The sequence below is a fragment of the Rhizomicrobium electricum genome (assembly GCF_011762045.1).
GTDB lineage: Bacteria > Pseudomonadota > Alphaproteobacteria > Micropepsales > Micropepsaceae > Rhizomicrobium > Rhizomicrobium electricum.
On the sequence record NZ_JAASQS010000007.1, the window covers coordinates 25,603 to 38,217 of the forward strand.

At 63.4% G+C, this 12,615-nt stretch carries 15 protein-coding genes; 8 read left to right on the forward strand and 7 right to left on the reverse strand.

Annotation, left to right across the window (positions count from 1 at the left end; translation table 11 throughout):
- The first annotated feature begins 6 nt into the window (after window positions 1-6).
- On the forward strand, window positions 7-2,292 hold the full coding sequence (locus FHS84_RS14345) for a glycoside hydrolase family 31 protein (RefSeq protein WP_208393884.1): 2,286 nt from the start codon (window positions 7-9) through the stop codon (window positions 2,290-2,292).
- Here the strand turns inward: FHS84_RS14345 and FHS84_RS22260 are convergent, their stop codons facing one another.
- The 3 genes from FHS84_RS22260 to rpsU form a co-directional block, all read right to left on the reverse strand.
- Window positions 2,293-3,618, reverse strand: a complete 1,326-nt coding sequence (locus FHS84_RS22260) for a DEAD/DEAH box helicase (RefSeq protein ID WP_166935504.1) — start codon at window positions 3,616-3,618, stop codon at window positions 2,293-2,295.
- Between the two features lie 183 nt (window positions 3,619-3,801).
- Window positions 3,802-5,202, reverse strand: coding sequence for a nucleoside hydrolase-like domain-containing protein (locus FHS84_RS14355; protein WP_166935506.1), 1,401 nt, complete (start codon window positions 5,200-5,202; stop codon window positions 3,802-3,804).
- A 259-nt stretch (window positions 5,203-5,461) separates the two neighbouring features.
- Window positions 5,462-5,674 carry a 30S ribosomal protein S21 gene (rpsU, locus tag FHS84_RS14360; protein WP_166935508.1) on the reverse strand — a complete coding sequence of 71 codons (213 nt, stop codon included), beginning with the start codon at window positions 5,672-5,674 and terminating at the stop codon, window positions 5,462-5,464.
- 209 nt (window positions 5,675-5,883) lie between these two features.
- Here rpsU and def point away from each other — a divergent pair, with 209 nt between their 5' ends.
- The 5 genes from def (at window position 5,884) to FHS84_RS14385 (ending at window position 8,670) form a co-directional block, all read left to right on the forward strand.
- Window positions 5,884-6,441 (forward strand): peptide deformylase, encoded by a 558-nt coding sequence (gene def / locus FHS84_RS14365; protein WP_166935510.1) that lies wholly within the window; start codon window positions 5,884-5,886, stop codon window positions 6,439-6,441.
- A 103-nt stretch (window positions 6,442-6,544) separates the two neighbouring features.
- A complete protein-coding gene (locus FHS84_RS14370) occupies window positions 6,545-7,144 on the forward strand; it encodes a hypothetical protein (RefSeq protein ID WP_166935512.1) in 600 nt (199 codons plus the stop codon).
- Window positions 7,145-7,276: 132 nt separating this feature from the next.
- A complete protein-coding gene (locus FHS84_RS14375) occupies window positions 7,277-7,786 on the forward strand; it encodes a COQ9 family protein (RefSeq protein ID WP_166935514.1) in 510 nt (169 codons plus the stop codon).
- On the forward strand, window positions 7,786-8,208 hold the full coding sequence (locus tag FHS84_RS14380) for a cupin domain-containing protein (RefSeq protein ID WP_166935516.1): 423 nt from the start codon (window positions 7,786-7,788) through the stop codon (window positions 8,206-8,208). The genes FHS84_RS14375 and FHS84_RS14380 overlap by 1 nt, the downstream gene beginning before the upstream one ends.
- 9 nt (window positions 8,209-8,217) lie before the next feature.
- The gene (locus FHS84_RS14385; protein ID WP_166935518.1) at window positions 8,218-8,670 is read left to right on the forward strand and encodes a cupin domain-containing protein; all 453 of its coding nucleotides are present in this window, start codon (window positions 8,218-8,220) and stop codon (window positions 8,668-8,670) included.
- Between the two features lie 9 nt (window positions 8,671-8,679).
- Here the strand turns inward: FHS84_RS14385 and purE are convergent, their stop codons facing one another.
- Window positions 8,680-9,159: a 5-(carboxyamino)imidazole ribonucleotide mutase gene (gene purE, locus FHS84_RS14390; RefSeq protein WP_166935520.1), complete on the reverse strand. Its 480-nt coding sequence runs from the start codon at window positions 9,157-9,159 to the stop codon at window positions 8,680-8,682.
- A gap of 122 nt (window positions 9,160-9,281) precedes the next feature.
- Here purE and FHS84_RS14395 point away from each other — a divergent pair, with 122 nt between their 5' ends.
- Entirely contained in the window at window positions 9,282-10,004 is a 723-nt protein-coding gene (locus tag FHS84_RS14395) for a GGDEF domain-containing protein (RefSeq protein WP_166935522.1), read from the forward strand.
- A 95-nt stretch (window positions 10,005-10,099) separates the two neighbouring features.
- On the opposite strand, the gene FHS84_RS14400 is transcribed toward FHS84_RS14395, so the two are convergent.
- Together FHS84_RS14400 and FHS84_RS14405 are read right to left on the reverse strand one after the other, a co-directional pair.
- A complete protein-coding gene (locus FHS84_RS14400; protein WP_166935524.1) occupies window positions 10,100-10,312 on the reverse strand; it encodes a YdcH family protein in 213 nt (70 codons plus the stop codon).
- Entirely contained in the window at window positions 10,302-10,934 is a 633-nt protein-coding gene (locus FHS84_RS14405; protein WP_341801832.1) for a UbiX family flavin prenyltransferase, read from the reverse strand. The genes FHS84_RS14400 and FHS84_RS14405 overlap by 11 nt, the downstream gene beginning before the upstream one ends.
- A 115-nt stretch (window positions 10,935-11,049) precedes the next feature.
- On the opposite strand from FHS84_RS14405, the gene FHS84_RS14410 reads away from it, so the two are divergent.
- Window positions 11,050-11,223: a YdcH family protein gene (locus FHS84_RS14410; RefSeq protein WP_166935528.1), complete on the forward strand. Its 174-nt coding sequence runs from the start codon at window positions 11,050-11,052 to the stop codon at window positions 11,221-11,223.
- Between the two features lie 63 nt (window positions 11,224-11,286).
- Here the strand turns inward: FHS84_RS14410 and FHS84_RS14415 are convergent, their stop codons facing one another.
- Window positions 11,287-12,507 (reverse strand): TCR/Tet family MFS transporter, encoded by a 1,221-nt coding sequence (locus FHS84_RS14415; RefSeq protein ID WP_166935530.1) that lies wholly within the window; start codon window positions 12,505-12,507, stop codon window positions 11,287-11,289.
- Window positions 12,508-12,615 lie beyond the last annotated feature (108 nt).

Below are 12,615 nucleotides of genomic sequence, written 5' to 3' on the forward strand. Positions count from 1 at the left end.
CGTTCCATGCGGCTGGCGGCATTCTCCCTGGCTTTCACGGCATTGGCGGCGTCGGCTTCGGCGGCGCCGCTCTCGGTTCTCGATCGCAACGGCGCCAGTGTGGCGGTGGAGGCCTACGGCCCCAACGTGGTCCATGTCGTGATCGCCTCCGACAAGGCCAAAGCGGCCGCCGGGCCGGGCTACGGCATCCTGGCCAAGAATGCCGACAACAAGCCGTTCAAGCACGCGGCCGATGCGGCGGGCGATCATTTCGCCTCGGCGGCGCTGAAGCTCACCATTCCGGCCGAGCCGCCGCACACCCCGAGCGCGATGGAATTGCGCTTTGCCCCGCTCTTGCCGTCGGTCAGGGTGGAAGTGGCGGACGCCGCCGGCAAGCCGCTCGCCAATATGACCGGCTGGGAAATGGCGCCCACCGAGGTCACCGGCGAGAAGACGTTCCAGATCGGCGCCCGTTTCGCGGCCGCGCCCGACGAGCATTTCTACGGTCTCGGCCAGAACCAGGACGGCATCCTCGATCTCAAGGGCCGCACCATCGACTGCAAGCACTGGTACGACGCCCCCACCGGCGAAACCGTCTGCGTGCCGTTCCTCTATTCGTCCAAGGGCTATGCCATCGTCTGGGACAACCCGTCCGAGACAGTGGTGTCCGCCGGGATTTTCGGCTCGACCCACATCACGTCCAAAGTCGGCGAACGGGTGTCGTTCTTCATCATCACCGGCACGCCGAAAGAGATTTATGCCGGCTATGCCCGCCTCACCGGCAAGACCCCGATCCCGCCCAAGGCCGCGTTCGGCCTGATCCAGTCCAAGGCGCGCTTCGAGAGCCAGGGTGAGGTGCTGGCGGTCGCCGATACCTATCGCAAGAAGCAGTATCCGCTCGACGTCATGGTGGTGGACTGGTTCTACTGGACCAAGATGGGCCAGCTCGACATCGACCCGGCGCAGTTCCCCGATGCCGATGCGATGAACAAGCATCTGCACGAGAGCGGCATGCGCTCGATCATTTCGGTGTGGCCGCGGTTCGAAAAGGACGGGCGCTATTTCGCCGAGCTCGACAAGAAGGGCTGGTTCCTCAAAGACAAGGATGGCAAGACCCAGGACGGCCTGCCGTTCCGCTCCGACCGCGTCGGCGCCCTGATCGATTCCACCAGTCCGGAAGCCCGCAAGTGGTTCTGGGAGCACATGCGCGACAACGTCCTGGCGCACGGCTTCGATTATCCCTGGCTCGACGAGACCGAGCCGGATCTGGTGCCCGACGGGTTCTTCTATTCCATCGGCACCGGCGACCGTTTCCACAATCTCTATCCGCTGGTGCATGTCGAAGGCGTCGCCGACGGCATGCGCGCCTGGAAGCCCAACGAGCGCGTCCTGATCCTGTCGCGCGCCGCTTATCTCGGCAGCCAGCGTACCGGCGCCTTGTTCTGGTCGTCGGACATTCCCTCGACCTGGGAAGCCTTGCAGCGGCAGATTCCGACCGGTCTCAACATGACCGCCTCGGGCATCGCCTATTGGGGCAACGATATCGGCGGCTGGCAGAACGTGCCGCCGGTGGCCTCGACCGACCGCGCGCCGCTGATCGATCCCAAAGGCTCCGAAGCGGTGGTCGGCGCCAACCACGACTATCCCGAACTGTTGGTGCGCTGGTTCGAATACGGCACGTTCCTGCCGACCTTGCGCATCCACGGCCAGCGCAGCGCCACCGACATCTGGTCTTATGGTCCGGCGGCCGAGCGGATTCTGGCGAGCTACGACAAGCTACGCTACCGCCTGATCCCCTATCTCTATTCGGCGGCCAAAGAGACCTACGACACCGGCATGCCGTTCATGCGGCCGCTCTGGATGGACTTCGCGTCCGATCCCAATGTCGCTACTCTCGGCACCGAATACATGTTCGGCCCTGCGCTTCTTGTGGCGCCGGTGACCGAGCAGGGTCAGACGACCAAACAGGTTTATCTGCCGGCCGGCACCGATTGGTATGATTTCTGGACCGGCAAGAAGGAAGCCGGCGGGCGCTGGGTCACGGTGGCCGCGCCGATCGATCGCATTCCGGTGTTCGTCAAAGCCGGGTCGATCCTGCCGCTCGGCAGCGACGTGCAGTCGACCGCCGAGAAGCAGACCATCGCCACGATCAAGGTTTATCCCGGCGCCGACGCGAACTTCACGCTCTACGACGACGACGGCCACACCTATGCCTACGAGAAAGGCAAAGGCGTCACCACGGCCAAGCTCGTCTGGAACGACAAGACCCAAAAGCTTTCGGGATCGCGCGCGCCGGTCGAGATCGTGAAGTAATCAGGCGGCGGCGTATTTTTCCCTGCGGCGGCCTTGGCGCTGGCCATGGCCGCCTTTGTTTTGCTCGCTCCGGCTCTGGCCGCTCCGGTTTTCGCCGCTCCGGTTCTGGCCGCCTTTGCTGGGGGCGCCGTGCGGCTTGCCGCGGAACGGGCGCTTCTTGGCGTAATCGCGTTCCTGTTTGGGTTCGGGCGGCAACGGCTCGCCCGCCGCGACGGCGATCTTCTGCTTGGTCAAGCGTTCGATATCGCGCAGGAAGGCGGTTTCCGAGCCGTCGCAGAAGCTGATCGCCACGCCCGACGATCCGGCGCGCGCGGTGCGGCCGATGCGATGGACGTAGCTTTCCGGCTCGTTGGGCAGATCGAAATTGATGACGTGGCTGACGTCGTCGATGTCGATGCCGCGCGCCGCGATGTCGGTGGCGACCAGCACCCGCACGTCACCCGACTTGAAGCTCGCCAGCGCCCGCTGACGGGCGTTCTGGGATTTGTTGCCGTGGATGGCGTCGGCGGCGATGCCGCTTTTCTCCAGTGCTTCGGCGACCCGATTGGCGACATGCTTCATGCGGGTGAAGACGATTACGCGCGACAGGCTCTTGTCCTGCAACAGCTTCACCAGCAGCGTGCGCTTGTCGCCGGCCGGCACGAAATAGACGCGCTGCGCGATGTTTTCCGCGGTGCGCTGGGGCGGCGACAGGTCGATGCGATGCGGCTGATGCAGCAGGAAGCGGCCGAGTTCCTCGACGTCCGCCGGCATGGTGGCCGAGAACATCATCGAGTGACGCTGCTTGGGCAGCGCCGCTTCGATCTTACGGATATCGCGGATGAAACCCATGTCGAGCATGCGGTCGGCTTCGTCGAGCACCAGATGGGTGACACCGTCGAGCCGCACCGTGCGCTGGTTCATGTGATCCAGAAGACGCCCCGGCGTGGCGATGAGAATGTCGACGCCGGCTTCGAGCGCTTTCTTCTGCGGCCCGATCGAAACGCCGCCGACCGTCACCACGGCGCGCACATGCGAATGGCGGCTATAGGTGCGGATGTTTTCGAAGATCTGGATCGCCAGTTCGCGCGTCGGGGCGAGAATCAGGGCCTTGGTCGATTTCGGCACCCGCGTGCCGTGCTGGCGCATCAAGAGCGCCATCATCGGCAATGCGAAAGCGGCGGTTTTGCCGGTGCCGGTCTGGGCGAGCGCGAGCACATCGCGCCCTTTGAGGATTTCGGGAATGGCGGCGGCCTGGATCGGCGTCGGCGTGGTGTAGCCGGCGTCGTCGAGCGCGCTGAGAATGGTATTGGGAAAGCCGAAAGCCTTGAAATTGGCTTCAGTCACAGAAAGTCCTTCATACGCCTGAATTTCGGGCGGCCGTCAGGCGCGCGCGGGATCAGCGTGGTTGCCGCGTCCCATGCACGAAAGGATGAACGGAGGTTTTTTTGATACTCGCAAAAGCCCGCAAACGGGCGACGTGCACCGCGAGTGGAGTAGGCTGTAGCCTTACGACGTATGTTTTGTCAACTAAGGCCGAACCGTGACCACCGCGCGGCGATAGGTGGTGAGCGCCGGTTTGCCGTCGTCGCGCACTTCGAGGATCACATGCACCTCGCGCTCCGGCCCATAGCCGGGATAGGGCGCGGCGGGCGGAACGGTGAGCGTTGCGTGCTGCGGATCGCGCACCGTCAATTGCGGAGTGACGCCGGGCGAACCGGCTTCGTTGTAGATCCACCACTTATAGGTGAGCGCGTTCTTGTCGGGATCGCGCGAGCCCTCGGCCGACAGCGCAATCGTTTCGCCGTACTTCGCTGTGATGCGCACCGGCGCGAAGGACGTATCGCCGTTGAGCACCGCCACCGGCGCGTGATTGGCGGCCTTGAATTTCGAGCTGAGGCTCCAGGCGATGCGGGCGGCGAAATCGTTCTGATAGCCCGCGCGCCAGCGCCAGATCGAAGCCTGGTTGGAATTGTATGCTTTGCCGTCGACCCCGGTCGCGGTGTCGTTGGCGTTGGAATAAAGCCCGTATTGCGGCGCCACTTTGCCGTAGCGTCCGCCCCAGCCGCCCCATTCGGGATGCTCGGGATCGGCAAGACCGCGCGCGATCAGATTGAGGAACGACGGCGTGTCGCCCTCCATCTGGTATTTCCAATTGGGATAAAGCGTGCCGAGCGCGCCTTGGCGGATATTGGCGTCGATCCATTCGTTGGTGACGAGGCGGGTGTCGGGTCCGGTCGGGTGCTCGCCGTGCGGATCGCCATAGGTATCGCTGGAAATGCCGGTCCAGGTGGCGCTGCCGTATTGGCTAAAGGCGTTGATCGAGGCGATCCAGACGAGATCGGGGAAGTTCACCCGCGCCCACGGACCGGCATCGTCCTGATCGGAGATCGAATAGACGCGCAGCTTGGCGACGAAGGCTTTGACTTGTTCCGGCGTCCGCGTCGCCCGCACGCGATAGAGCGCCTGGGCGAGATCGACGCTGCCGCCCCAGTTCACCACCCATAAGGGCCGCGGATCGGGCTTGTCGGCTTCTTGGATGATCTGGCGCGAGCCTTCGGTATCGAAGCCTTCGCCGACATAGGCGACGCCGTAATGCGGCTGGCCTTTTTTCACCAGCGCCCTGAGCGCCTCGGCATCGGGATAGGCCTTGTCGTGGGCGCGCAGATTCTTCAGCACCTTGGCGTAGCCGTCGATGCGCTCATAGAAGAGTTCGGGATGGATCGCCTCGCGCTGCCAGGTCGAGGTGGAGGCGATGAGACCTTTGACGTCGATCTGATTGGTGTAGGTCAGAAGCCGCACGAAGCTCTCGGAATCGTCCGGCTCGTTGCCGATGTCGGAAACCACGATCAGGCGGGGCTTGGCGTCTTCGGCCGCAGCCGGGGCCGCCAGGGTGGCGATCAATCCGAAAAGAACCGCGGCAGTTTTCATGGCCCGTCTCCTGATCGGTGGACCTTAACCCTGAGGTCCGCAAAGATGAAATCGGCGTCACCGTCTTGAAGTCGGCGCCAGCCGCTCCCATCTTTTGGGGGCTGTAGTTCCGTGGGTGTCGCCCGTCCCTTTGTTCGCTGCTTAGGGGCGGGCGACGCTTATGTGGGGATCACGCAGGCGATCAGGCAAACGAAAAGGCCGCCTGACGTCCAGACGGCCCCTGTATGCACAGCGGCTTTAGCCCAAAGAACGGGCGTGCCTATTTCGGCAGCAGGCCTTCGCGCTGCAGACGCTTGCGCTGGAGCTTGCGATAGCGGCGGATCGCTTCGGCGCGTTCGCGGGCCCGCTTCTCGCTCGGCTTTTCATAGTGGCCGCGCAGCTTCATTTCGCGGAAGATGCCTTCGCGCTGCATCTTCTTTTTCAGGGCTTTGAGCGCCTGGTCGATATTGTTGTCGCGAACGATGATCTGCAAAGGCCAACTCCTGAAGCCGTTTCTGTGAGGGGCGGCTATATAACGGAAGGGTTATCACGAGTCCACACGACCGCGGCAAAACGTCTGTCTTTTTCCGGGGTTTGGCGTCGCGGTGTGGCGCAAATCCCTGGTTTGCGGGAGGCTCGGTGCAGGGTCCACCGGCGGCCTCGGGTGTGTTAGGCTAAGTCACTGAAACATAAGAGATTACCATGGCTATTTTGAAGATCGCACGAATGGGCCACCCGGTCCTGGCCGAGGTCGCCAAGCCGGTCGGCGACCCCACCACGCCCGAAATCCGGCGTCTGGTCGCAGACATGCTGGAAACGATGATCGACGCCAACGGGGCGGGATTGGCGGCGCCGCAGGTGCATGTGCCGCTGCGCGTGGTGGTGTTTCAGGCGCCCGCCGACCGCAATGATGCGCTCTCGGAAGAAGAGCGCTTCGAAGCCACCGCGCCGCTCACGGTACTGATCAATCCCGAAATCGAAATCCTCGGGCCGGAGCGCGAAGCCGGTTGGGAGGGCTGTCTGTCGGTGCCGGGCTTGCGCGGTCTGGTCGAACGCTCGAGCCACATCCGCTACCGCGGTGTCGATCACGAAGGTCATCCGATCGAGCGCATCGCCAAGGGCTTTCATGCCCGCGTGGTGCAGCACGAATGCGATCATCTCGACGGCGTCTTGTACCCGCAGCGGATGGGCGATCTCAAAAAGCTGATCTACGAGACCGAAGTCCGCCATTGGCTGCCGCGGGGAGAGCCCGAAGAGTAGGCGCTATCGGCTTTCGCGGCTTGCATGCCGGCAGTGCGGCCGCGATGCTTTCTTTGCGGCAGCAACAGGCGCACACTCGCTTCGCTCCAAGGGGGAGGCTGGTATGCGCGTTCTCAGGAACTGCCTGGGTCTCGCCGCGTGCGCATTGGTCCTTTGTCCGACCAGTGCGATGGCCCGACAGCTGGCAGTTGCCACGGTTACACCACAAGGCGTCGCTTGCATTTTCACTCCGGCCTGTGCGGTCACGGTGACCGATACGACCGGCTATTTCACCCTGTTCGGCAATGGCGGACACGGCAGTCTTCTGGTCCGCACCTATCCCGGCTTGCCGGGGACGCGGGCGGCCGGGCTGACCGGCTATTCGCTGTTCATCAACATGCGCGGGGACACTTCGCTCGGCACGGCCAACTGCGTCGAGAAGCTGACGATCGACGCCGGTCCGGTCGAATCGGTGAACTACGCCGGTCCGCCGGCGGAGGTGTTCGTGGTCGGTTCGTCGGGCGGTGCGGGACTTTCGCGCGTCGATCAGACCGGCTCGAAGGTGACGTTCACCTTCGCCAAGCCGATCTGTCCGTCGCCAAGCCGTTTGACCGAAAGCCTCTATTTCGGCTTTGCGGCCAAGGGCGCGCCGGTTGCCGGCAAGGTCCAGATCACCGGAACGCACGGCACGGCCGACGTCCCGGTGCGCATTCCCAAGCACTGAGCCGGAAGCGCTTTCGGGAGCCGGTAGCGCCGGCGTGTCGGCGGGCACCGGTTCGAAAGCGCGCCGGAAAAGTGTGCTGGCGTTTCCTCGAACGGACACGGATAATCGCCGTGTCCGAGGAAGGATGCGTCTGTGCCGATCGATCCTGCGCTTCACGATGCTTTGAACGAGGCGGCCGAAAAAGGCTTCAGCGCAGACCTGATCGAACGGTGGTCGCATGCCGTCGATGCCGATATGACGGCCGCGCTCGAAGCGCTCGATCTCAAATCGATGCCGGTGCGAAAGCGTATCCGTACCGCGGTGCTGACACGGCTGGCGATTTTGAAGCCGCACAAACAGATCGCCCGCAAGGCGGCGCTGTTTCTGTCCTCGCCCGTACACGTGCCGCTGGCGGTGCGTCTGGTGGCGCGGACCGCGGATACGATGTGGCGCACGGCCGGCGACACCGCCACCGATTTCAACTGGTATACGAAACGCACGATCCTGGCGGCGGTCTACACGGCGACCGAGATCGCCTGGTTCGGCGACGACACGCCGGACGAGAATGCCACCGCGCAGTTCCTCGACGCCCGCATTGAAAACGTGCTCCAGTATGAGAAGCTGAAAGCGCGGTTCCGCCCCCAGCCGACAAGGACCTCGTGATGAAGATATATGCCGCAGCGCTGTTGGCGCTGATTTCTGTTACCGGTAACGCCATGGCCGACGATCTGAGCCAGTCCAAAGTGTTCCACCGCGATGACGCGCCCGCCCGTGCCTTTGCCAACGGTGGTGGCGCCCGCGACCTGATTCTTGGGGTGCTGAAAAGCGGCGAAGCCGTGAAGGTGCATGAATCGATGCAGCCCGAAGGCGCCGAACCCAATCCGTCCCATGTCATCGCCCATTCCGAATTCATCATTGTCGGTGAAGGCACACTTGCCTTCATTCACGACGGTGTGACCGAGACCGCCGGGCCGGGCGACGTGATCTATGTCGCTCAGGGTACGGATCATCAGGTGCGCAATGTCGGCAAAGGCCCGGTGCGCTACGCCATCGTCTCGATCGGCGGCGACATCAAGCCGAAATAGGATTCAGCTATGGAAAACCTCGACCGCCGCAATCTTTTCGCCGTGTTCTCGGCTCTTGCCGCCGCCGGTCTGGCCGGATCCGCCGGGGCCGCCGAGCCGACGCTGTCGCAATCAAAAGTGCTGCGCTATGCCGATCTGCCGGTGCGCAAGTTTGCCAACGGGAGCGAGCAGCGCCGCGTGTTGATCGGCACTTTGCCGACCGGCGAATTTCTCGAAGTGCACGAAACCCTGATGCCGGCCGGCGAGACGCCGCATCCGCCGCACAAGCATCCCAACAGCGAGATGCTGTTCATCCAGACCGGCGCGGTCGAATATATCGACGAGACCGGCAAGCACATTCCGGTCGGTCCCGGCGACATTGTCTTCACCGCCTCGAACCAGATGCACGGGCTGGTCAACACCGGCTCGACGCCGGCGACCTACATCGTGGTCTCGGTCTCCACGCAGTTGCCCGAAGGCTGACCTCGCCTCTTATCCTTCCGGCGATTCCGGAACCGAGTCGGTCTGCTTCTGCCGCCAGTCCTTGAGGCGCTGGTTCAGCTCGGCGTCCGACAGCGCCAGCATGGCGGCGGCGAACAGCGCGGCGTTCTTGGCGCCGGCTTCGCCGATGGCGAAGGTCGCGACCGGAATGCCGCCCGGCATCTGAACCGTCGACAGCAGGCTGTCCATGCCCTTCAGAGCCTTGGATTCCATCGGCACGCCCAGCACCGGCAGATGGGTGAGACCGGCCATGACGCCGGCCAGATGGGCCGCGCCGCCGGCCGCCGCGATAATCAGTTTGAGGCCCCGGCCTTCGGCGCCGCGGGCATAGGCGAACGCCCGGTCGGGCGTGCGGTGGGCGGATACGACCTTGACTTCATAGGATATTTTCAAGGCATCGAGAGTCTCGGCGGCCTTTTTCAGGACCGGCCAGTCCGACGCGCTTCCCATGATCAGTCCAACCTGCGGCATTCTTTCACCTCCGAATCGGCGACCGGCTTTATAGGGTCGGTCCGAGAGCGGGGGAAGCGCTGTTGTTAACCTTTTCTTGGTGATCTTGAGCGAAAAGTTAACGCTGCGGGGCAGAGGTCGAGATGAAGGTCGAGAAAACCAGCCCGTATTCCGGGGTACGCGCCGTCGGTGCGGCGGCGTATGCACGCCGGGCTGAAGCGACCCAGGCGGTGCAACCGACGCCGCCGATCGCGGCGACCGCCAGCGTGCTCGGCATTCCCGAAGACGAATTCACGCCCAGAGTGCGCGATGCGATTCTCACCCTGATGGGCGAAGTCGACAATCTGCGCCACGAGCTGCAGGCGACGCGCGAGCGTCTCGAACAGGCCGAACGCACCGCCGATCAGGATCATCTGTTGCCGCTTCTGAACCGCCGCGCCTTCGTGCGCGAGCTGACGCGTTACATCTCGTTCGCGGGCCGTTACGGCACGCCGGCGACGCTGCTCTATTTCGATCTCGACGGCTTCAAGCAGGTCAACGACACCTACGGCCATGCCGCCGGCGATGCGGTGCTGGCGCATTTCGCCGACACACTGCTGGCTCAGACGCGCGACAGCGACGTGGTCGGCCGTCTCGGCGGCGACGAATTCGGCGTGCTGTTGGCGCACGCCAATCTCGAGCAGGGCCGCAAGAAGGCCGACATTCTCGCCGAGAAGCTCAAATCGCAGCCGACGATGTGGCACGGCCAGCCGATACCGATGGGCTTCTCTTATGGCGCCTTCGAACTCAAAGGCGACGACACCCCCGATCTCGCCATGGCCCGTGCCGACGAAGCGATGTACGCCCACAAGAAGAACGGCCGCTGATCTTTCCTCCCTCGCGGAGCGCTACTTTTCGAGCCGCACCCCGAATGAATAGCGGGGGAGGTGGCTCGACGCGTCAGCGGCGAGACGGAGGGGGGTTACGCGATGATGTCGGGCAGAAGCTGATTCTCGATCTTGGTGATCTGGTCCTTGAGCTGAAGTTTTTTCTTCTTCAGCCGGGTCAGTTGCATGATGTCGTGGGTCGGGCCCATGGCCTCGATCGCGGCGTCGAGATCGCGATGTTCCTGGATGAGTTCGGCCAGCTTGGCCCTGAGGGCGACCTGTTCCGGACGGGTGACTTCAGATGTCATCTTTTGCTTTCCGGGTGTTCGAGGAGACCGGGTTCCAGCGCTTGGCCGGGGCCCAATTATAACCGAAACAATCAAGAATGCGCCCGACGAAATGATCCACCAGGTCTTCCAGGCTGTGGGGCGAAACATAGAAGGCGGGCACCGGCGGCAGGATGATCGCCCCCATTTCGGTGAGCGCCGTCATGGTCCGCAAATGGCCGAGGTGAAGCGGGGTTTCGCGCACCGCCAGCACCAGCCGGCGCCGTTCCTTTAAGGTGACGTCGGCGGCACGGGTCAGTAGCGATGCGGTGACGCCGGTGGCGATCTCGCTCATCGAGCGGATGGAACAGGGCACCACGGCCATGCCGAGCACCGGAAACGAGCCCGACGCGATCGAGGCGCCGACATCGCCGGGGGCGTAATGGGCGTCGGCCTTGGCCAGAACCGCCTTGAGCGGGACGTCGGCCTCGAGGCCGATGGTCAGTTGCGCGGCCTTGGAAACCACCAGATGAGATTCGATCCCAAGGTCTTTACAGGCGTCCAAGAGGCGGATGCCGTAGATCACGCCGGAGGCGCCCGAAATGCCGATCACGAGGCGCGGCGGAACCGCTTCGGCACGCTCGTTTTTTCCGGCCTTTGACACTTTATTCCCCATGGTTGAACGTCTTTACAGGTCGGAAGGGATGGGAGGAAGAGCCTCGTGACAGAACGGTGACTTGGTGCTTTACTTTCTTCACCGATAAGCAAGAGGTGCATGAATGGCACTCCAGGGACATATCGAAGAGTTGTCCGAAAAGCATAAGAAACTTGAAGAACTTATCGAAGACGAGATGACCCATCCGGACTGGAATGAATACCGGGTGGCGGCACTCAAAAAACAAAAACTCAGATTGAAAGACGAAATCGAAAAGCTACGAAGCGACGTGCACTGAGTCTGGCACTGAGCGCTTCGGTTCAGGCCTGAACGCCGATCGGCGGAACGGAGTTTCGCGTGCTCAATTACCGGCACGCATGCGGTTCCGGATGATCGCGAACAGCCCCGCGGCCAGCACCAGAAACATGGCCGAGGCCGCGAACGCGGCGCCGGGAAAATAGACCGGCGCCTTCGGGCCTGAGAACCACGCGAACAGATAGCCGAGCAACAGTGGCGCGAACACGCTGGTCAGACTGCCTGCGCTGGTCAAGGCGCCTTGCAGTTCGCCCTGGCTCTTGGGGCCGACGGCTTCCGCCAGGATGGCGTTGATCGACGGCATCACCAGGCTGACGAGCCCGAACGGCAGCATGAAGGCGTAGATCATCCACGCATGGCTCGCGATGGCGTAGCCGAAGAACGACAGCGCGCCGCCCGCCAGCCCGATATGGACCGAGCGGTCGGGACCGATGCGGCGGGTCAGCCGCGGCAGCAGCGAATAGGATGCGGCCGTCACGATGCCGACGCCGACCAGCGCCCAGCCGACTTCGCGCGGGCCCCAGCCGAATTTGAGCATGGTGTAATAGCTGAATACCGTCGGGTTGGCGTCGTGCGCCATCCGCATCAGCACCAGCACGCCGCACAACGGCAGCACCACCGGATAGCGCTTCAGCACCATCAAGGCGCCGAGCGGATTGGCGCGCCACAGCTCGAATTTGCGCCGGTGATTTTCCGGCAAGGTCTCTTTGAGGACGACGAGACCGTAAATCGCATTGGCGGCCGCCAGCCCCGCCGCCACGAAGAACGGCAGCCGCAAGCCGTAATGGCCGAGCATGCCGCCGAGCGCCGGGCCGATGATGAAGCCGAGCCCGAAGGCGGCGCCGATCATGCCGAAATTCTGCGCCCGCTTTTCCGGCGTCGAGATGTCGGCAATATAGGCCGCGGCGGTGGTGAAGCTGGCGCCCGCCATGCCCGACAGGACGCGGCCGACGAACAGCCAGCCGAGCGTCGGCGCCAGCCCCATGATGATGTAGTCGATGCCGATGCCGATGAGCGACAGGATCAGCACCGGCCGCCGTCCGAAGCGGTCGGAGAGATTGCCGAGCAGCGGCGAGAACAGGAACTGCATCCCGGCATAGGCGAACATCAACAGCGCGCCGATGCGGGCCGCTTCGTCCATCCCGGTATGGCCGAGGGTTGCGATCAGCTTGGGCAGGATCGGCAGGATGAGGCCGAGCCCCATCACGTCGATCAGCATGGTGATGAAGATGAAGACGATCGCGTGCTTGTTGGCGGGCTTTTCCATGTCTCGTGAGTCGCTAGAGCGGCGTGCGCAAAAGTGTAGGCGGTTTTGCGCGAATACGCCGCGACAATCAAATAGAGCGGCGTGCGCAAAAGTGTAAGCGGTTTTGCG